Below are 18,986 nucleotides of genomic sequence, written 5' to 3'. Positions count from 1 at the left end.
GTTGCGGATGATCCAGTCGCGGATGTTGTGGATGTTGCGGCCGGTCGACAGGTCCATGACGTTGTCGGCGCCCCAGCGGGTGGCCCAGACCAGTTTGTCCACTTCATCGTCCACGGAGGAGAGGACGGCGGAATTGCCGATGTTGGCGTTGATCTTCACCAGGAAGTTGCGGCCGATGATCATCGGCTCGACCTCGGGGTGGTTGATGTTGTGCGGGATGATGGCGCGGCCGCGCGCGATCTCCTGACGGACGAACTCGGGGGTGACGAAGTCGGGGATGCTGGCGCCGAAGGATTCGCCGTCGCGCTCGGGGGCGTGGGGATTGGGGTTCGGGGTGTGGGGGAGGGGGACCGTGGAGCCGTCGGCGAAAGTGACGTGCTGAGCGACGCCCCACGCCCCATCCCCCACGCCCCCATTCCCCTGCGACCGCCGCAGGTTCTCGCGGATGGCGACATATTCCATCTCGGGCGTGATGATCCCGGCCCGGGCGTATTCGTACTGGGTGACCGGGCGGCCGGGGACGCCCTTGAACACCTGGTGGTTCGAGGTGTCGAAGCGCGGGGCCAGGTGTTTGCCGCTGGCGTGGCCGTTGTCCTCGGGCTTGACCTCGCGGGGCTCGGCGACGGGGGCGATGTCGCCGCGGTCCCGCTGCCAGGCGGATTTGACCTTGGGCAGGCCCTTGTGGATGTCGATGGTCACCGTCGGGTCGGTGTAGGGGCCGGAGCTGTCGTACATCGTCACCGGCGGCTCGTTGGCGCTGGGGTGGACGGCGACCTCGCGGAAGGGGACGCGGATCTCGGGATAGAGTTCGCCCTGGACATAGACCTTCACGCCGCCGGCGCGCGGGCCGGTGGGGATGCGGCCGGTTTCCGCCTCGACCTGCTTGCGCGCATCGGCGAGGGGGAGCTCGATATTGGGCTCTTCCGGCAGGGCGGGGGGCGTGACTTGGATGTTCATTTGGCGGCCTCAAGACGTTTGAGGTCCGCCGACGTCGGGCGTGTCGGTCCCGTGGCGTGAAGCGCGGGCCTAAAGCGTACTCATCCCTTCGCCGGCATGACCCGGATCAGGTTCGACGGGTCAGGCGGCTACGCCAATCTCAGCCGCTCGATCGCGACCCCCCGGAGAACAGGATCAGGGTGACGCCGGCCGGGGCCGGCGTCAAGCGGCGGCGTCAGTCGTCGGCCGCCGTCACCTGGTCGTTGACGATGATCGGATCGCCATAGCCCAGGGCGGTCAGGCGCGGGGCCTGGGTCGCGGCGTCGCCGACGACGACATAGATCATGGCGTCGGTGTCGATCCAGCGGGCGGCCAGGGCCTGGATCTGTTCGACCGTCAGATGGTCGATGACCTGGGCCTCGGCGGTCAGATAGTCGGCGGGCAGGCCGAAGTCGCCGATGGCCTCCAGCACGCCCAGCTTGGCCTGTGCCGTCTCGAAGGCGCGGGCGCGGCTCTTGCCCAGGGCCGAACGGGTGACGTCCAGATCCTCGGCGGTGAAGGTGGCGCCATAGTCGCGCAGGATGTCGCGGGCCAGGGTCGCGGCCTCAAGCGTCACGTTCGACCGGACCGGGCTGTAGAGGTTGAAGTCGCCGATCTGACGCCCGCCGGTGAAGTCGGTGCCGACGCCGTAGGTGTAGCCCTTGCCCTCGCGCAGCTCCTGGGTCAGGCGCGAGGCGAAGCCGCCGCCGCCGAGGCGATAGTTCAGGGTCTCGGCCGGATAGAAGTCGGCGTCGGCGCGGCGCAGGGCCGGATAGCCGAAGCTGAGCACCGACTGTTTGGCGCCGGGCACGTCGTAGAAATAGACCGTCGAACGGGTCGGGCGGGCCGGCATCGGATAGGACGGGACGGGCGTCGACGGGGTGGTCCAGCGGGCGGCGAGATCGGCGACGGCGGCCTGGGCCTGGGCCTGATCGACGTCGCCGACGATGCGCAGCCGGGCGTGGTCGGGCGACAGGCGGGCCAGATAGGCTTTCAGGTCGTCCATGGTCAGGGCGGCGACCGAGGACTGCGACCCCTGGGCGTTGCGCGACAGCACATGATCGGGGCCGTAGAGGATCAGGTCCATGGTCCGCTGGGCGATCCGGTTCGGGTCGGAGCGGGCGTCCTGCAGGTCCGACAGGGTCGCGGCGCGGGCCAGGGTCAGTTCCTCGGCGTCCCAGCGCGGGGCGACCAGCATTTCGGTGACCAGGTCCAGGGTCGGCTTCAGATTGCGGGCCAGGGTCTGGCCCGTGATGACGAAGCGTTCGGGGCCGGCGCTGACGCTGACCGTGGCGCCCAGGGCCTTGAAGGCGTTCTCAAGCTCGGCCGGGGTGCGGGTCGCCGTGCCGCGATCCAGCAGGCGCGCGGTCAGGGCGGCGGCGCCGGGTTTGGCCGGGTCGTCCAGCAGGCGGCCGCCGTCGATCGACAGCTGGAAACTGGCCAGGGGCAGTTCGGCGTTTTCGATGCCCGACACCTTCAGGCCGTTGGGCTGGGATGCGGTCCAGAGGGTCGGCGGGGTCACGACCGGGGCGGGGCCGGACGGGGGCTCGACCGTGCGGTCGAAGCTGGACGGGGTGCGGGCGACTTCGGTGCGGCCGGCGTTCTGATCGACCGGGGCCTCGGCCCCCTCGACGATCGGCTCCTCGACCACGGCGGCGACGGTGGAGCCTTCCAGCGCCAGTTCGGGATGGCCCTTGGGCACGAAACTGGTGGCGACATGGGGGCGGCCGGCGACATACTGGCGATAGACGCGCATGACGTCCTCGGCCGTGACGGCGCGCAGACGGGCCAGATTGGTTTCGAGGAAGACCGGATCGCCCGAGGTGGCGTCGCTGCGGGCCAGCATCCGGCCCTTGCCCAGAACGCTGCCGAGCGAGCGGTAGAAGCCGGCCTCCTGCATGGTCTTGACCCGCTGCAGGGCCTCGGGATCGACGCCGTCGGCCTCGAATTTGGCGAAGGCCTCGTCCAGGGCGGCCTGGACCTGATCCAGATCCTTGCCGTCGAAGGCGCGGACCGACAGCATGAAGGCGCCGGCGATCTGTTCGGCGTCCAGATAGGCGGAGACGCCGGACGTCAGCTGCTTCTGGTCGATCAGGACGGCGTTCAGCGGGGCTTCCTTGCCGTCGGTCAGATACTGGGCCAGGACCTGAAGCGCGGCGGCGTCGGGATGGGCCTGGTCCACGGCCGGGAAGGCCAGGGTCAGTTCGGGCAGGGTGGCGAAATTGTCCTCGTGCACCAGGCGCACGTCGGCGGTCAGGGGCGCGGGACGGGGAAGGGCGCGTTCGGCCTCGGGGCCGCGCGGGATCTCGCCGAAATATTTCTCGATCCAGGCGCGGGCCTGGACCGGATCGAAGTCGCCGGCGATGACCAGGGTGGCGTTGTTGGGCGTGTACCAGCGGCGATAGAAGGCGCGCACATCATCCAGGGTGGCGGCGTCCAGATCGGCCAGGGAGCCGATGACCGACCAGTTGTAGGGGTGATCCTTCGGATACAGGGCGTTCAGGATGACGCTGTCGGTGTGACCATAGGGGCGGTTGTCGTTGGACTGGCGCTTCTCGTTCTTGACGACCTCCTTCTCCTTGGCGAGCACGGGGTCGGTGACGGTGTTGATGAAATAGCCCAGCTTGTCCGCCTCGGCCCAGATCATCTTCTCCAGGGCGTCGTTGGGGACGGTCTGCAGATAGTCGGTGGCGTCGTGGCTGGTCGAGCCGTTGGCGCCGTTGCCGCCGACGCGGGCGCTGAGCCGGTCCAGACCGCCGGGGCCGAGGTTCTCCGAATTCAGGAAGAACAGGTGTTCGAACATATGGGCGAAGCCGGTGCGGCCCGGGGTCTCGCGCGCCGAGCCGACATGGGCGGCCAGGACGACGGCGGTGACGGGATCGGACCGGTCGATGTGGAAGACGACGCGCAGGCCGTTCGCCAAGGTGAAGGTCTGGACCGGGATCAGGTCGCCGCGCGTCTGGACGTCCGGGGCGAAGGCGGCAGCCGGGGCGACGCCGGTCTGGGCCAGGGCCGGAGCGGCGGTCGTCAGGGCGCCGACGGCGACGCCGGCCAGAAGTAGGCGGCCGAAGCCCCGCGATTTCCGTGTCATGGCGTATCCCCCCTGTCAGCCTTGCCGCACGACGATACGTGATCTGTCCCGACGAGGCAAAGGCCGGTCCTCGCCGCTCCGCTTCACGGCGGCGTGAGCGATCGTGAACGGCTCAGGTTTGCCCTCGGTCCATATTATGACTAAACGGTGTTCATGTTCGTGACGCGCCCGTTCCTGCGGGCGACCCTGCCGGGGGTCAGCGAGACGGACCTTTTTCCCAGGCGCGCGGTTTCCGGCCGGTCGATCGCGCGGCGCAACAAAACGAATGAATGACTGAAGTCGCGAGCGCTCCCCCGCCCGCGCGCGAAGCCTTTTTGCGCGATCCCTCCCTCCCTATCGCCCCGGACGCCGTCCTGCCCGGCGGCGCCCCCAACACCCCGATCATCCCCGAAGCCGCCAAAAGCCAGCACGGCTGGAAGCATTTCGCCGGGATGTTCGGCGGCGAACATATCGCCGCCACCGAATTCGTCATCGGCGCGGCCTTCGTGGCCATGGGCGTCTCGACCCGCGACCTGCTGCTGGGCCTGGTCATCGGCAACGGCATGGCCGTGCTGGCCTGGGCCCTGCTGACCGCCCCGATCGCGGTCAAGACCCGGCTGTCGCTGTACGCCTATCTTGAAAAGATCGCCGGACCCGGCATCACCAAACTGTTCAACCTGGCCAATATGGTCGTCTATGGCGCCATCGCGGCGGCCATGATCAATGTCTCGGCGACCGCCGTGCGCTTCCTGCTGGATATTCCGGTGCAGCTGCAGTGGTATCCCGAAAGCCTGGCCTTCGTGGCCGTGGTGATCGTTCTGGGCGTCGTGGTGGTGGCGGTTGCGGCCTTCGGCTTCGACATACTGGCGCGGTTCTCGGGCGCCTGCGCGCCCTGGATGCTGGCCGCCTTCGTCTGCGGCGGCCTGACCCTGATGCCGGCCCTGGCCCAGTCCGTGACGGGATCGCCCCATATCGGCGCCCTGTCCGAATTGGGAACCATCGCCAACGGCGCGATCTGGACCGGGCGGACGCCCGACGGCGATCCCGGCGTGGGCATGTGGGCCGTGGCGGGTTACGCCTTCGGCGCCATCGCCGCCCTGAACCTGGGTCTGGTCGACATGGCCCTGTTCCGCTTCGCCAAGAAGGCCTCGTACGGCTATCTGTCGTCGGTGGGGATGTTCCTGGGCCATGTGATCGGCTGGCTGGCCGCCGGCGTCATGGGGGCGGGCGCGGCCCTGCTGGCCGGCGAGAGCCTGGCGCGTCTGGACACGGGCGACGTCGCCCACGCCGCCCTGGGCCTGACCGGCATACTGGTGGTCATCGCCGCCGGCTGGACTACGGCCAACGCCAGCCTGTACCGGGCCGGTCTGGCCGCCTCGAACCTGGCGCCGAAGCTGAGCCGCAAGGCGGCGACCCTGGGACTGGGCGTCTTCATCGTCGCCCTGGCCTGTTTCCCGGCCGTCTATCGCGCCGCCCTGCCGATCCTGGTCTATTCGGGCGTGGTGCTGTCGCCGGTCGGGGCCATCGTCATGGCCGAACACTATCTGTTCCCGCGCATGGGCCTGACCCGTTACTGGGTGCAGCACCGGGGGCTGAGCCTGAGCTGGCCGGCGGTGGCGACCTGGGGCGCGACCCTGGCCCTGGCGGCCGGCCTGATCGTGAGCGGCTGGGTCAGCTACTACTGGGTGTTCGCCGTCGACTATGTCTTCGCCCTGGTCCTCTATACGGTCCTGGCCGCCGTCGCCGGCGCCCGCGAGCGGTTCCCGCGCCGCGAAGCCCGCGAGGTCGCCCGCGAGGAGGCCCTGGCCGAGTTCGAACAGGAGCGGGCCGAGGTCGAGGCGAAGACGGTGCAGACGTCGCGTCTCGGCGGGATTCTGGGCTGGCTGGCCTGGGCGCCGCTGCTGGTCATGGTCTTCGCCGCCTGGCGCGTGGCCGACGCCGACACCTCGACGCTCTACGAGACCATGAGGGGCGTGTTCGGGGTGACGGCCCTGGTCGCCACAGGGGTCTATTTCGCCCTGGCGATTTCGGCCCAGGTGCTGACCGAAAGGGCGGCCCTGGCCTCCAGGCCGGCCTGACCGGAAAAGACGTCTCGCGTGCGGGGCGGGGTTTGCGACCCCGCCCCGTCGCATTATGGACGGGGCGTGAGTATCCAGTCCCTACCCCCCGTTTCGTCCCTGATCATCGATTGCGACCCCGGCGTCGATGACGCCGTCGCCCTGATGCTGGCCTTCGCCGCGCCAGAGCTGGAGCTGCTGGCCGTCACCACGGTCGGGGGCAATGTCCCGGCCCACACGACCCAGCGCAATGCGCGGATCCTGCGCCAGATCGCCGGACGCGAGGACGTGCCGGTCCACGGCGGGGCGGAACGGCCGCTGAAACGGCCGCCGGCGGGGGCGGGCGAGTTCCACGGGCCGGAAGGCCTGGGCGATCTGGAGCCGTTCGAGCCGACCGGGATCATCGGCGACGGGCCGGCGGTCAACGCCATCGTCGATCTGGTGATGAAACGCCCGGCGGGATCGACGGCGATCGCCGTCCTGGGGCCGATGACCAATCTGGCCCTGGCGATGAAGCGCGAGCGGCGCCTGGCCGAACATCTGGGCCCGGTCGTGGTCATGGGCGGGGCGCGCAGCGAGGGCGGCAATATCACCGCCTCGGCCGAGTTCAACATCTGGGCCGACCCGGATGCGGCGGCGGTGGTGCTGGGATCGGGGTGCGAGGTGATCGCCTTCAGCCTGGACGTCACCCATCAGGTGCGGGCGACCGAGGAGCGGATCCGCGCCGTCGAGAAGATCAAGACCCCGTCGGCCAAGACGGTCGCCTCGATGCTGCGGTTCTCGCAGCGGATCGAACGGCGGATCGTGGGCTGGCCCACGCCTGACTGGGGGGCGCCCCTGCATGATCCCTGTCCGGTGGCCTGGCTGATCCAGCCGGCCCTGTTCGAACTGCGGCCCTGCCGGATCGAGGTGGAGACCGTGTCCGACCTGACGCGCGGCCATACGGCGGTGGAGTTCCGGGTCGATCCGACGACGGCGCGGCACCGCTGGGCGGTTGCGGCGGACGCGCAAGGGGTGTTCGATCTGATCGTGGACAAGCTGAAGGCGCCCGAATGAGAATCACCGTCGTCGGCTCGATCAACCTGGACCTGACAGCCACGGCGCCCAGCCTGCCGGCGGCGGGCGAGACGGTGACGGGGGCGAGCCTGGCCCGCCATCCCGGCGGCAAGGGCGCCAACCAGGCGCTGGCGGCGGAGAAGCTGGGGGCGGAAGTCTGTCTGATCGGCCGGGTCGGGGACGACGCCATGGCCGGCGAGGCCCTGGCCCTGATGGAGGATCTGGGCGTGGATCTGGCCGGGGTCGAGGTGGATCTGGCGGCGCCGACCGGCGTGGCCCTGATCGCCGTCGATCCGTCGGGCGAGAACCAGATCGTGGTCGCGGCGGGGGCCAATCACATGGTCACGCCGGAGCAGTTGCCGCAGCGGATCGAGGGGGCGCTGATCGTCCAGCTGGAGCTGCCGCTGGATACGGTCGAGGCGGCGGTGGGCCGGGCGACCGGCTTCGTCTGCGCCAATCTGGCCCCGGCGGCGCCGGTGTCGGAGCGCTTGTTGCGCCGCGCCGACCTGATCGTCGTCAACGAGACCGAGGCCGCCTATTACGGCGACGGCCTGCACCGGGGCGGCGGCCGGGTGGTGGTGACCAAGGGCGCCCGGGGCGCCGCCATGTACCAGCGCGGGGTCGAAATGGCCTGGGCGACCCCGCCCCAGGTCGAGGCGGTCGATGCGACCGGGGCGGGCGACGTCTTCGTGGGAGCCATCGTCGTGGCCCTGCTGGAAGGGATGGAGCCGGCCGAGGCGTTACGCTTCGCCTGCGCCGCCGGAGCCGTGGCCGCGACCCGGCCGGGGGCGCAGCCGTCAGCGCCGGAACGGCATGAGGTCGAGGCCCTGCTGGCGGGGTGACGGCTTCGCCATACTTCCGCCGGATCGCGCCTGTGGGTTGTGCGTGAGCGGAGGGGAAGATGCTGACGAGACGGTTTATGGGCCTGTCGCTGATGGCGACGGCGGCTATGGCGGGGCGGCGGGCCGAGGCTCAAGAGGCCCTGACGGAGGAAGACCGGTTCTACGTCGAGGGACGGTACCTGCCGCGGTATCTGGACCTGAAGGCGAAGGTCGAGGCCGGTGACGAGAGCGCAAGATATCATCTGCCCTGGTTCGCGGCCTTCGTCGGTGACGAAGCGACCGCCGTCGGGTTCGAGGAAAGAGCGCGCCGCGCCGACGCGCCCATGCCCGATCTGGCCGGGGCCGAGGCCGAGGATGCGCTGGAGGCCATCGTCCGGGCGGCGGCGGACAAACAGGTCGTCATCCTGAGCGAGGCGCACAATATCTCGGGCCATCGCGGTTTCGCGGCCCAGGTAATGCGGGCGCTGAGGCCGCTGGGTTTCGACACCTTTGCGGCCGAGACCTTCGAAGGAGTGAGCGGTTATAGCGCCGGGACGCCCTTCCACCGGGGTCTGGGCTATTACACCGCCGATCCCGTCTACGCCGAGACGGTGCGCGAGGCGGCGAGCCTCGGCTATGTCTTCGCCGACTATGAGCAGAGGGCGGATCAGAGGGCGCCGGCCGACGCCGACATGGACGCGCAGACGACGGCGCGGGAGATCGCCCAAGCGCAGAACCTGATCGACAACGTGCTGAAGTCGCGTCCCGACGCGCGGATTTTCGTCCAGTGCGGCTATATGCACGCCACCGAGGCGGACGGCCTCGGCGGGCTGTGGTTCGCCGGGCAGTTGAAGGCGGCGACGGGGATCGACCCTCTGACCATCGACCAGTCGAGCAATTGGCCGGCCACCCGAGCCGAAGCCGATACGCCGGAGGTGGCGGCCGTGCTGGACCGGTTCGCCCCGACGCGACCGATCGCGGTATCGCGGGACGGGCGGGCCTTGGCCAATCGCTTCTTCGACGGCCGGGTCGACCTGAGCGTCTTTCATCCGCGCCTGCCCAAGGTGTCGGGCCGTCCCGGCTGGCTGGCGGCCGATCCGGCGCGCAAGCCGGTCGAGGTGGCGGTCCCGGCCTTCGAGGGACCGGCTCTGTTGCAGGCTCTGCATATGGGCGAGGGAATGGTGATCCCGGCCGATCATCTGTTGCTGGAGCCGGGGCAGGCGTGGGCGACCCTGATGCTTAGGCCCGGCCCCTATTTCCTGCGGCTGGAGACGGTTCGGGGAATCGAGCCGGCCTTCGGGACGGTGACGGCCTGAGATCGAGGGCAGGGTTTCATCCCCTCCGCTCATCCCCGCGAAAGCGGGGACCCAGTTCTGTTGCTGGGCAGTGCGCTGGATCGGCGTCGCATCATCTTCCGCCAGAGTGTTCGCCCAAAGCTCTGGGTCCCCGCTTTCGCGGGGATGAGCGGGAAAAATGAGTTCAGCGAGTTTCGAGTCGCTGAGGCCTGACCACCAGCCGCACCACCTCGCCCGCGTGGAGGCGGTCGAAGCCGGCGTTGATGTCGTCGAGCGGGATGACGCCGCTCATCAGCCGGTCCACCGGCAGGCGGCCCTGGCGGTAGAGGGCGACGTAGCGGGGGATGTCGCGGCTGGGGACGCAGGTGCCGATATAAGAGCCCTTCAGGGTGCGCTCCTCACCGACCAGGGAGACCACGTTGACCGCCAGGGCGGCCTCGGGCGGGGGCAGGCCGGCGGTGACGGTGGTTCCGCCGCGCCGGGTCATCTTCCAGGCGTTGTCGAGGGCGCGGACCGAGCCGGCCATCTCGAAGGCGAAGTCGGCGCCGCCGTTCGTCAGGGCGCGGACCTGATCGACCGCATCGGGATCGGCGCCGTTGACGGTGACGACCGGACCGAGGGTGCGGGCGAGGGCCAGTTTTTCCTCAGACAGGTCGACGGCGATGACGGGGGAGGCGCCGGAGGCCAGGGCGCCGAGGACGCTGGACAGACCGACGCCGCCCAGGCCGATGACGACGACGCTCTGGCCCGCGCGGACCTGGGCGGTGTTCACCACGGCGCCGACGCCGGTCAGGACGGCGCAGCCGAACAGGGCCGCCTCCTCGAACGACAGGGCCGGGTCGATCTTCACCAGGGAGCGGCGCGAGACCACGGCGTGGCCGGCGAAGGCGGAACAGCCGAGGTGGTGGTTGACCGGTTCGCCCTCGCGGAAGATGCGGCGGGCGCCGGTCAGCAGCTCGCCCCGGCCGTTGGCGGCGGCGCCGGGCTCGCACAGGGCGGGACGGCCCCCGGCGCAGGGGGCGCAATGGCCGCACGAGGGCATGAAGACCATGACGACATGGTCGCCTATGGCCAGGTCGGTGACGCCTTCTCCGAGGGCCTCGACGACGCCGGCGGCCTCGTGGCCCAGGGCCATGGGCAGGGGGCGGGGGCGGTCGCCGTTGATGACCGACAGGTCCGAGTGGCACAGGCCGGCGGCCTTGATCGCGACCAGGACCTCGCCAGGGCCGGGCGGGTCGAGGGTGACGGTCTCGACCGACAGGGGGCGGCTGTCGGCATAGGGGTGGGATGCGCCCATGGTCGAAAGAACGGCGGCGCGAGTCTGGGTGCTCATCGGTCAAGCTCATCCTTGCGCTATCGCCGCCGACGCGGTCGTCGGCGGCTTGAGCGCCTTGTGATCTGTGGCCACCGATAGGCGCTTGACGCAACGTCGTCCAAGCTAGAGCGTCGTTACCAGAGCGACGCGGACTGTCGCCGAGGAGGAAGACGACAATGCCCAAGCGGGATCTGGGGCCTCTGGCCGAACGCGCGACCTACAAGGCCTTTCACATGGTCTCGACGCGCTGGGCCGACAATGATCAGTACGGCCATATCAACAACGCCAAATTCTACGAGTTCGTGGACTCGGCGGTGAATGCGCACCTGATGATCGCCAACGCCCTGGACGAGTCCATCGGCCTGGTGGTGGACAGCGGCTGCCAATACACATCGGCGCTGAAATTCCCCGACGTGATCGAGGTCGGGATCAAGGTGGACCGGGTCGGGACGTCCAGCGTCAGCTATGGGTTCGCGGTGTTCAAGCGCGGCGTCGACACGCCCGCCGCCATCGGCCATTTCGTCCACGTCTATGTCGACGCCGAGACCCGCCGGCCCAAGCCCCTGCCGGCGAAGCTGAAGGCGGTGGTGGATAATCTGAAGGCGGGGTGAGGGGGAGCGGCTTGGCGTCATGGCCATGCGCTTCTCCAAAAAGCGAGACAGGAAGCGTGCGGCCCTCGGCGTCGGCGGCGCGGTCATCGCCGGTCTGTTTTTGCTGGGATTGACGACGACGGCGCCGCCCAGTTCCGTCCTGGCGGACGAGGTTGATCGGGCGCTTCAGCAAGACCCCTGCGTCGGCCCGGTGGATCGATGGTCTGCGCGATACTACGGCTGGAAAAGAGCCGCGTGGGTCAACTCCACCGGGACGTATCTGCTGTGGTTTGCGGTCGGGCCATGGGTGGGGTCGGACACGTCCAAGGTCGAGGTTCAGTTCTATCAGGGCGCTTCGGAATTGGACTACCCGCCGGGCCGCCATAGGCTGCGCGCCGATCAGGTTGAGGCGTTTCTGGACAGCTCGAATTTTCGCTACGCCAGCGGGACTTACGATGTCGGCAGTAGAAAACTGATCGATGGCGTGTGCGGTTCGAGTGCAGGCGCAGAACCGCTTTCGATCCTGGGCCGATAGAGATGGGGCGCGCCGCCGCGATTGAGGTGATGGACAGTCTGAAGGTGGGGTGAGGGTTCAAAGACCCTCTCCCGCGAAGCGGGGGAGGTGTCGCGTCGATCGCGAAGCGATCCAGCGACGGAGGGGGAGGTTTCGCGAGACTTCCCCCATCGTCAGGCGTGTCGCTGCGCGCCACGGCCTGACACTTCCCCCGCAAGCGGGGGAAGGTCTTGATCGCTCGCCCTAGCCATTCCGCGGTTCTCGTGAGAACGTTCCCAAAAGAGAGCGTGGAGGAACGCCATGAGGACGGGTCTGATCGCGGCGCTGGCCGCGACGGCGATGCTGTGCGCGCCGGGAGCGAGCGCGGCCCAGAGCGCGGCGCAGAGCGGGGGCTTCCTGCGGGCCGAGGGGACGCGGATCGTCGACGAGACGGGGCGACCGGTCATATTGCGCGGCATGGGGCTGGGCGGCTGGGTGCTGCAGGAAGGCTATATGCTGCAGCTGGGCGCGCTGGGGCAGCAGCACGTCATCCGGGCGCGGATCACGGACCTGATCGGGCCGGAGAAGACGGAAGGCTTCTACGCCGCCTGGCGGGCCAATCACACGACCAAGGCCGATATCGACGCCATGGGGCGGTGGGGCTTCAACTCGGTGCGGCTGCCGATGCATTACGACCGGCTGACCCTGCCGGTGGAGCAGGAGCCGATACCAGGGCGCGACACCTGGAACGAGGCGGGGTTCGCCGAGATCGACGCCCTGCTGGCCTGGGTCAAGGCCAACGGAATGTATCTGATCCTGGACCTGCACGCGGCGCCGGGCGGGCAGGGGAGCGACCTGGCCATATCGGACCGGGATCCGTCGAAGCCGTCGCTGTGGGACAGCGCCGAGAACCGCAGGAAGACGGTCGCCCTGTGGCGGCGGCTGGCCGAACGCTATGCCGACGAGCCGGCGATCGGCGCCTATGACCTGATCAACGAGCCCAACTGGGACTTCGAGAAGCCCGGCGGCGGGCATGGCTGCGAGGAGACGACCAACGCGCCGCTGCGGTCGCTGATGATGGAGATCACGGCGGCGATCCGCGAGGTCGACCGGCGGCACATGATCGTCATCGAGGGCAATTGCTGGGGCAATAATTATCGCGGGGTCACGCCCCTGTGGGACGACAATACGACGATCAGTTTCCACAAATACTGGAACGCCACGGACCGGGCCTCGATCGCCGAGGTGCTGAGGCTGAGGGAGGAGACGGGGGCGCCGGTCTGGCTGGGGGAGTCGGGCGAGAATTCCAACACCTGGTTCACCGAGACCGTGGCCCTGGTCGAGGGCGAGGGGATCGGCTGGGCCTTCTGGCCGCTGAAGAAGATCGGCTTCAACCAGCCGCTGGAGATCAGGCCCAATCCCGGCTGGGCGCGGCTGGTCGCCTATCTGACGGGGAAGGGGGAGCGGCCGTCGGCCGAGGCGGCGGAGGCGACCCTGATGCGGCTGGCGACCCACGACATCCGGTTCGAGAACGTCGTCCAGCATCGCGACGTGGTGGACGCCCTGCTGCGCCAGCCGCATTCGGATGCGGCGGTTCCCTTCGTCCCGCACCGGATCGGGGCGGCGGGGCTGACCATCCGGGCGGCGGACTATGACCTGGGCCGGTCGGGCGTAGCCTGGAAGGACGTCTATGATGCCGACACCGACGGGCCGGGCGAGCGCGTGCCCTGGTGGAATACGGGGCGGACCTGGCGCAACGACGGGGTGGACATCGGTCTGGAGGACGGCCCGAACGGAGGGGCGCCCGTGGTGGTCGAGTTCGAGACGGGGGAGTGGCTGCGCTACACCGTCGAGGCGGAGACGGCCGGGACGCGGACGGCGACGGTGGTCGGGAGCGGAGGGCGGGTGTCGGTCGCGCTGAACGGCGGGGCGGCGGCGGTCGTGGATCTGACGGCGGGCGAGGCGGTGGCTCTGCCCCTTATGGCGGGGACCAACACCCTGATCCTGAAGGCCGAGGACTGCGTCGCCTGCAGGATAAAGGCGCTTCGAGTCGCGCCGGGCCTATGATAGCCAAGCCTTGATCGACGACGCGATCCGAAGGGGATGTGATGCTTCTTGCGCTGCTGATGGCGACGGCTTTGCAGGCCGACGCCGCCGATGATTTCCCTAAGAAGGCTTATGTCGTGCTGCAATGTATCGCCGGACCGAACGAGACGGTCAGCGACTGTCGCGTGGTGGAAGTGAGCCACCCTGGCCAAGGTCTGGAAGGCGCAGCCATTTCCAGGATGCGGCTTGGACACATCGGCCAGCGCAACGGCGTGGGCGAAGGCCAGACTTTCCGGATCAGGGTCGCCTTCCGCCTGGCTGACGAAAACGATGACCTGACTCGGCCCCAATCGACCGAAGGCGTCGCGCCCGCCAATCCGAACTGATCGGGTGACTGCACCGGACCTGCCCATCGAAAGCGGTCCACCGGTTGCGATGTGGTCCTCGCCGGATCTCAGTCGTCCAGCCGGCCCAGCAGGAAGAGGGCGCCGACGGCGGTCAGGGCGCCCAGGGTGAAGGCGGTCAGGATCGAGCCGGTGGCGACGGCGGTGGAGACGGTGACGGGGCGGGCCTCGTACCATTCGACGATGTCGGCCTCGTGCAGGTCGTCGTCGGCGTGGCCCTCGGCTTGGTAGATGTCGGCGGTGTTCATCGGGGGCTCCATAATGGCTTGCGGGATCAATACGCCCAAACGGTCGAGGTTCCACCCTTCAGTCAGTCGTGACAGGATGCCGCTCATCGGCTAGGAGGCGCGGCTCAAGGTTTCAGACTCTCGAAGACGATCTCATGGCCGGCCACTCGAAATTCAAGAACATCATGCACCGCAAGGGGCGCGCGGATGCGCAGCGCTCCAAGCTGTTCTCCAAACTGTCGCGCGACATCACGGTGGCGGCCAAGTCGGGCCTGCCCGATCCGGCGGCCAATCCGCGCCTGCGTCTGGCGGTCAACAACGCCAAGGCCGAAAGCCTGCCCAAGGACGTGATCCAGCGGGCCATCAACAAGGCCGCCGGCGGCGACGTCGATACGATGGAAGAGGTCCGCTACGAGGGCCGGGGCCCGGGCGGCGTGGGCATCATCGTCGAGGCCCTGACCGACAACCGCAACCGCGCGGCGTCGAACATCGGCGCGGCCTTCAAGAAGAACGGCGGCGCCCTGAGCGAGATGAACTCGGTCGCCTTCATGTGGGATAAGGTCGGCCAGATCATCTACAAGGCCGAGGCCGGCACGGAAGACGAAGTGATGGAGGCCGCCATCGAGGCCGGCGCCTCGGACGTCGAGAGCGATCTGGTCAAGCCGGACATCTACGAGGACGCGCCGGGCCACACCATCTGGACCGCCTTCGAGGACCTGAACGAGGTGGCGGAAGCCATGTCCAAGGTGCTGGGCGATCCCAAGTCCACCGCCATCGTCTGGAAGCCCCAGTCGGAAGTGCCGGTCACCGGCGAGGCCGTCGGCACGCTGATGAAGCTGCTGGACGCCCTGGACGCCGAGGACGACGTGTCGTCGGTCTATTCGAACGAGGACATCTCGGACGAGGACGCGGCCAAGTACGCGGGCTGATTTCGGGCCTCTGATTTCCGGCGTGCGGGGGCTGTGATACGGTCCCCGCATGACCGTGCACGTGACCATCGCCCTGGATGAGGCCGTGAAGGCCAGGCTGGACGCCCTGGCGGAGGCGCGGCAGGCGCCGATCGACGACATCGTCGCCATGGCGGTGTGGGACATGGCGGTCGAGGAGGAGGCTTTTTTCAGGCGTAGCGCCGAGAAAGAAGCGGCCTTTCTGGCGGCTGTGGACGAGGGCGTCAGGTCGCTGGAAGCCGAAGGCGGGATTCCTCACGAGACGGTGGTCGCGGAGTTGCGCGCGCAGCAGGCGGCGCGCGCGCGTCGATGAAAATCCTCTGGTCGCCGGCAGCCCGGGCGGACCTTGCGGATATCTGGCGGTATGTCGCCGCCGACAGCATCGGAATGGCGACCGTGGTCGAAAACCGACTCATCGACGCCGTGGAGGGCTTGAGCGTCTTTCCTGAAAAAGGACGGCCTTGCCGAGGTGGGTGCAGGGAACTTGTCGTCGCCAAGACGAGCCACATGATCGTTTACCGGGTGAAGCCCGATCGCATCGAAATCTTGCGGCTGTGGCACGGCGCGCGGGGAGAGTTCGGCTGAGGACCAGGCGTCCGGTGCGATCGGCGACAAGGTCGCGGGTCGCGGTTCGGCGAGCGCGGGTCTCGACAGCGTCCTAACGCCTCGTTAACCTTCTTTGCAGTGAGCGGGGGCTGCTCGATTCGCCTTGGGGCGGGGTCGGAACGGTTCGTCGCAGGCTGAGAGCGGATGCGGGGGCGTGACCATGAAACTGACCAGAATCGACAGGGTCCTGTCGCGGACCGGCAAGGGCGAGCAGGCGGCCGAGGTCGCCCTGAAACCGGATCGCGCCTCCGAACACGAGGTCGCCGGCCTGATCGGCGAGCGGTTCGAGACGATCCAGGACAGTCTGGACCAGCTGACCGAAATGGCCGAGCGGTTCGGCACGTTCGAGGCCCTGCTGGGCCAGCTGCGCGATCCGCTGGAGGCCGAGTTCCGGTCGCGGCGCGACAATCACGTCGAACTGGTCAATCTGCGCAACGCCAACGGCGAGGCGATGAAACAGGTCAGCCTGCTGACCGCCGAGACGCGCAAGCTATCGGACGCTCTGGCCGAGGCCGAGGCCAAGGCCGACGACCTGGCGGCGCGCGGCGGCGAGACCTCGGTCAATCTGCAGGAGGCGCGGGTCGAGATCGGCCGGCTGCGCAGCGAGATCGCCCAGGCCGCCACGCGGATCGAGGGTTTCGAGACGGTCGACCGGGCGTCGGCCCAACGCATCCGGGAACTGGAGCAGGACCACGAGTCGCTGCGCAACCAGATGCGGCAGGCCGAGGCCGGCCGGTCCGAGGCGGAAACGACCCGCGGCCAGATCCAGCGCGACCACGCCCTGGTGCTGGAGGAGAATACGGTCCTGCGTCGTCGCGTCGACGAGGTCGGGACCGAGGTGGCGGGCCTGGCCCGCGCCGCCGCGGCCGGCGAGGGCCATCTGGCGACCGAGCGCGCCCGCGCCGCCTCCGAACAGGCCGAGGCCGCCCGCGCCATCCGCACCCTGGAGAGCCAGGTCGAATCGACCCGGGCCGAGATCGCCGCCCTGACCGCCCGGCTGGACACGGCCACGGCGCGCGCCAACGGGCTGGAGGTGCTGAACACCGAACTGGCCTCGCGCCTGCACGAGCTGCAGAGCGGCGGCCACGCCGTCGAACGCCGCGCCGACACCCTGCAGATCAATCTGGACCGGGCGCTGGAACGGGTGCGCGCCCTGGAGATCGACGCCGAGGAATCGCGTCAGCGCCAGGCGGCCATGGAGGTGGCGCGCGTCGCCGCCGTCGACCGCGCCGAGGCCCTGACCAAGGCGGCCACGGCCCACGACAAGGCCATCGCCCGCGCCGAGGAGCGGATGACCAAGATCCAGGCCAAGATGGCGGCGGCCCAGGACGAGCACGAGGCGCGGGTCAAGGCCCTGGGCCAGCAGGTCAGCGCCCTGCGCGAGGATCTGGAGACGGCCCGCGCCGAGGGGGCCATGTCGGCCGCGGCGCTGGACGCCGCGCGGCGCGGCCGGGGCGGGCGTCCGACCATAGCCGAGGCGGCGGCGCAGCTGCAGGCCATCGTCGGCTGATCACCGGCGAGTCGTTCGCAGGGAACCGAGGCGGTCGGCGGGCGTAACGGGGCTTCACCGTTACGCCTGGAGGCCCCCATGGACATCACCCAGCTGATCCTCGACGACCATGCCGAGCAGCGCCGGCTGTTCGCCATCATCGAACAGATCGATCCCAAGGATAAGGCGGCGCTGACGGCGGTCTGGGGGCGGCTGTCGGCCTTTCTGGACGTTCACGCCGAGGCCGAGGAGCGGTTCTTCTATCCCGACCTGATGAAGGTGGGGGAGGCCGCCAACGACGCCGAGGGCGACGACGCCGGCCCCGAGACCGAGGACGCCATCGAGGACCACAACAAGCTGCGCGACGCCGTGAAGGCGGTCGAGAAGCACACCGTCGGGACCAAGGCCTGGTTCGCGGCCGTGGGCGAGGCCAATGTGGTCAACTCCAAACATATGGGCGAGGAGGAGCGGCAGGGTCTGACCGATTTCCGCCTGAACGCCGACGTCGAGACGCGCCACGCCCTGGCGGTCAAGTTCGCCGCCTTCGAGGCCGCGCACATCACCGGGATAAAGCCGGTGAACAAGGATCCCGAGGCCTATGTGGAGAAGCACGCCTGACGGGGTGACGCTCCCTTTAATCCGTCACCCTCGGGCTTGTCCCGAGGGCCTAAGGCGAGGGCCGCATTGGTGTGGACGGGGCGCACGGCGCTTGTCCGAGGGACATGAGACCGAACGCTGGAAAAGTGAGCCCTCGCGACAAGCCCTGAAACGACGAGGATAGACCGTAGCGGGAGAAGTTCGGGACCAGCACCGACAGCGGACGTGCCGAATGTCTGTTGGGGGTGGGAAGCGGACCTTAGGATGCTGATCGACTAGCTTGGAGAGCGATAATGATTCCGTAGAACGCTGCGAATGCCAAGTTGAACGCTCCACCCACGAAGGACGCCCCGAACGGAGCGGGCAAGTATGATGCGGTGGACAATAAGAGGTAGATTGCTCCGGGATTCACTGCTGCAAACCAAATTGGCCAATCAGTCCGACCAAGCGCGATGGATCCAGCCAGCAGGAAAGACACTGGGATACCGACGACGACGCCGATGGCAAAGTGCAGAGCAAGATAATTGGCTATCAACGTGGGGGCAGGCGCACCGCTGACTACCGTGAGGGCAAAGCTCCCCCAAACCGCATGAGTAGCCGTAGCGATTACAGCGGTGGCCAAAAGGCCAGCCGTGACGCTCAGCCGCAACCATGATGGTCGTTCAGCCAGCCGTCCGTAAACGTGAAGTGCGCCCAAAGAATATCCAAGGCCACCGATGATCGACATCAGTCCGCCAACGACAAGCTGTTGAGGGTCTCTCCTCTCGACTGCGTCGTACGTCCCGGACAGCGCGTCCGCCCCGCTCCCCCACTGGCCATAGAACAGCATGTCACCCGCGAACATGGCGCACGCTCCCAAAAGCCCCGCGTAGCCGCAAAGTCGCATCAGTGATGGGTTCATTCGGGCCTCCGCCGACAGTTTAGCTGCTTACCTCAGCAGGACAATCGGACAACCGAGCTCAACGTCCGCAACGGGTCGATTTGCGAAATAGACTCTT

The 18,986-nt window shown here is 68.6% G+C and carries 18 protein-coding genes and 1 riboswitch; of the genes, 13 read left to right on the top strand and 5 right to left on the bottom strand.

Going from position 1 to position 18,986, the window contains the following annotated elements:
• Positions 1 to 957 (bottom strand): phosphomethylpyrimidine synthase ThiC (locus ACIQ1T_RS03320; protein WP_395943094.1); only part of this gene is annotated, 957 nt, incomplete at its 3' end.
• A gap of 65 nt (positions 958 to 1,022) precedes the next feature.
• Positions 1,023 to 1,131, bottom strand: a riboswitch (TPP riboswitch).
• Between the two features lie 40 nt (positions 1,132 to 1,171).
• The gene (locus ACIQ1T_RS03315; RefSeq protein WP_395943093.1) at positions 1,172 to 4,066 is read right to left on the bottom strand and encodes a M16 family metallopeptidase; all 2,895 of its coding nucleotides are present in this window, start codon (positions 4,064 to 4,066) and stop codon (positions 1,172 to 1,174) included.
• Positions 4,067 to 4,335: 269 nt separating this feature from the next.
• Here ACIQ1T_RS03315 and ACIQ1T_RS03310 point away from each other — a divergent pair, with 269 nt between their 5' ends.
• From ACIQ1T_RS03310 to ACIQ1T_RS03295, 4 genes are all read left to right on the top strand, one after another.
• Positions 4,336 to 6,123 carry a hypothetical protein gene (locus ACIQ1T_RS03310; protein WP_395943092.1) on the top strand — a complete coding sequence of 596 codons (1,788 nt, stop codon included), beginning with the start codon at positions 4,336 to 4,338 and terminating at the stop codon, positions 6,121 to 6,123.
• 66 nt (positions 6,124 to 6,189) lie between these two features.
• Entirely contained in the window at positions 6,190 to 7,158 is a 969-nt protein-coding gene (locus tag ACIQ1T_RS03305) for a nucleoside hydrolase (RefSeq protein WP_395943091.1), read from the top strand.
• A complete protein-coding gene (locus tag ACIQ1T_RS03300) occupies positions 7,155 to 8,000 on the top strand; it encodes a ribokinase (RefSeq protein WP_395943090.1) in 846 nt (281 codons plus the stop codon). The genes ACIQ1T_RS03305 and ACIQ1T_RS03300 overlap by 4 nt, the downstream gene beginning before the upstream one ends.
• Positions 8,001 to 8,059: 59 nt before the next feature.
• Positions 8,060 to 9,295 carry a hypothetical protein gene (locus ACIQ1T_RS03295; protein WP_395943089.1) on the top strand — a complete coding sequence of 412 codons (1,236 nt, stop codon included), beginning with the start codon at positions 8,060 to 8,062 and terminating at the stop codon, positions 9,293 to 9,295.
• A gap of 163 nt (positions 9,296 to 9,458) precedes the next feature.
• Here the strand turns inward: ACIQ1T_RS03295 and ACIQ1T_RS03290 are convergent, their stop codons facing one another.
• Positions 9,459 to 10,607 carry a zinc-dependent alcohol dehydrogenase family protein gene (locus ACIQ1T_RS03290; protein WP_395943088.1) on the bottom strand — a complete coding sequence of 383 codons (1,149 nt, stop codon included), beginning with the start codon at positions 10,605 to 10,607 and terminating at the stop codon, positions 9,459 to 9,461.
• Between the two features lie 158 nt (positions 10,608 to 10,765).
• Between ACIQ1T_RS03290 and ACIQ1T_RS03285 the strand changes: the two genes are divergently transcribed.
• The 4 genes from ACIQ1T_RS03285 to ACIQ1T_RS03270 all read left to right on the top strand — a co-directional run bounded on the left by ACIQ1T_RS03285 (position 10,766) and on the right by ACIQ1T_RS03270 (position 14,104).
• The gene (locus tag ACIQ1T_RS03285) at positions 10,766 to 11,200 is read left to right on the top strand and encodes an acyl-CoA thioesterase (protein WP_395943087.1); all 435 of its coding nucleotides are present in this window, start codon (positions 10,766 to 10,768) and stop codon (positions 11,198 to 11,200) included.
• Between the two features lie 19 nt (positions 11,201 to 11,219).
• The gene (locus ACIQ1T_RS03280; protein ID WP_395943086.1) at positions 11,220 to 11,714 is read left to right on the top strand and encodes a hypothetical protein; all 495 of its coding nucleotides are present in this window, start codon (positions 11,220 to 11,222) and stop codon (positions 11,712 to 11,714) included.
• Positions 11,715 to 11,993: 279 nt separating this feature from the next.
• Positions 11,994 to 13,739 carry a cellulase family glycosylhydrolase gene (locus ACIQ1T_RS03275; RefSeq protein ID WP_395943085.1) on the top strand — a complete coding sequence of 582 codons (1,746 nt, stop codon included), beginning with the start codon at positions 11,994 to 11,996 and terminating at the stop codon, positions 13,737 to 13,739.
• Positions 13,740 to 13,780: 41 nt separating this feature from the next.
• Complete coding sequence (locus ACIQ1T_RS03270) at positions 13,781 to 14,104, top strand: energy transducer TonB (protein ID WP_395943084.1); 324 nt, start codon at positions 13,781 to 13,783, stop codon at positions 14,102 to 14,104.
• 68 nt (positions 14,105 to 14,172) lie between these two features.
• On the opposite strand, the gene ACIQ1T_RS03265 is transcribed toward ACIQ1T_RS03270, so the two are convergent.
• A complete protein-coding gene (locus tag ACIQ1T_RS03265) occupies positions 14,173 to 14,370 on the bottom strand; it encodes a hypothetical protein (RefSeq protein WP_395943083.1) in 198 nt (65 codons plus the stop codon).
• A gap of 134 nt (positions 14,371 to 14,504) precedes the next feature.
• On the opposite strand from ACIQ1T_RS03265, the gene ACIQ1T_RS03260 reads away from it, so the two are divergent.
• The 5 genes from ACIQ1T_RS03260 to ACIQ1T_RS03240 all read left to right on the top strand — a co-directional run bounded on the left by ACIQ1T_RS03260 (position 14,505) and on the right by ACIQ1T_RS03240 (position 18,009).
• Positions 14,505 to 15,278, top strand: a complete 774-nt coding sequence (locus ACIQ1T_RS03260) for a YebC/PmpR family DNA-binding transcriptional regulator (protein ID WP_395943082.1) — start codon at positions 14,505 to 14,507, stop codon at positions 15,276 to 15,278.
• Positions 15,279 to 15,339: 61 nt separating this feature from the next.
• Positions 15,340 to 15,609 carry a hypothetical protein gene (locus ACIQ1T_RS03255; protein ID WP_395943081.1) on the top strand — a complete coding sequence of 90 codons (270 nt, stop codon included), beginning with the start codon at positions 15,340 to 15,342 and terminating at the stop codon, positions 15,607 to 15,609.
• The gene (locus ACIQ1T_RS03250; protein ID WP_395943080.1) at positions 15,606 to 15,881 is read left to right on the top strand and encodes a type II toxin-antitoxin system RelE/ParE family toxin; all 276 of its coding nucleotides are present in this window, start codon (positions 15,606 to 15,608) and stop codon (positions 15,879 to 15,881) included. Before ACIQ1T_RS03255 ends, ACIQ1T_RS03250 begins: the two co-directional genes overlap by 4 nt.
• Positions 15,882 to 16,062: 181 nt before the next feature.
• Positions 16,063 to 17,412, top strand: a complete 1,350-nt coding sequence (locus ACIQ1T_RS03245; RefSeq protein WP_395943079.1) for a hypothetical protein — start codon at positions 16,063 to 16,065, stop codon at positions 17,410 to 17,412.
• Positions 17,413 to 17,490: 78 nt separating this feature from the next.
• Positions 17,491 to 18,009 carry a hemerythrin domain-containing protein gene (locus ACIQ1T_RS03240; protein ID WP_395943078.1) on the top strand — a complete coding sequence of 173 codons (519 nt, stop codon included), beginning with the start codon at positions 17,491 to 17,493 and terminating at the stop codon, positions 18,007 to 18,009.
• 238 nt (positions 18,010 to 18,247) lie between these two features.
• On the opposite strand, the gene ACIQ1T_RS03235 is transcribed toward ACIQ1T_RS03240, so the two are convergent.
• Complete coding sequence (locus tag ACIQ1T_RS03235) at positions 18,248 to 18,889, bottom strand: DUF6796 family protein (RefSeq protein WP_395943077.1); 642 nt, start codon at positions 18,887 to 18,889, stop codon at positions 18,248 to 18,250.
• Positions 18,890 to 18,986: the final 97 nt, after the last annotated feature.

Source organism: Brevundimonas sp. (assembly GCF_044336875.1).
Lineage (GTDB): Bacteria > Pseudomonadota > Alphaproteobacteria > Caulobacterales > Caulobacteraceae > Brevundimonas.
Note: the sequence above shows the minus strand (reverse complement) of the source record. Positions and strands in the feature narration are given on the sequence as shown.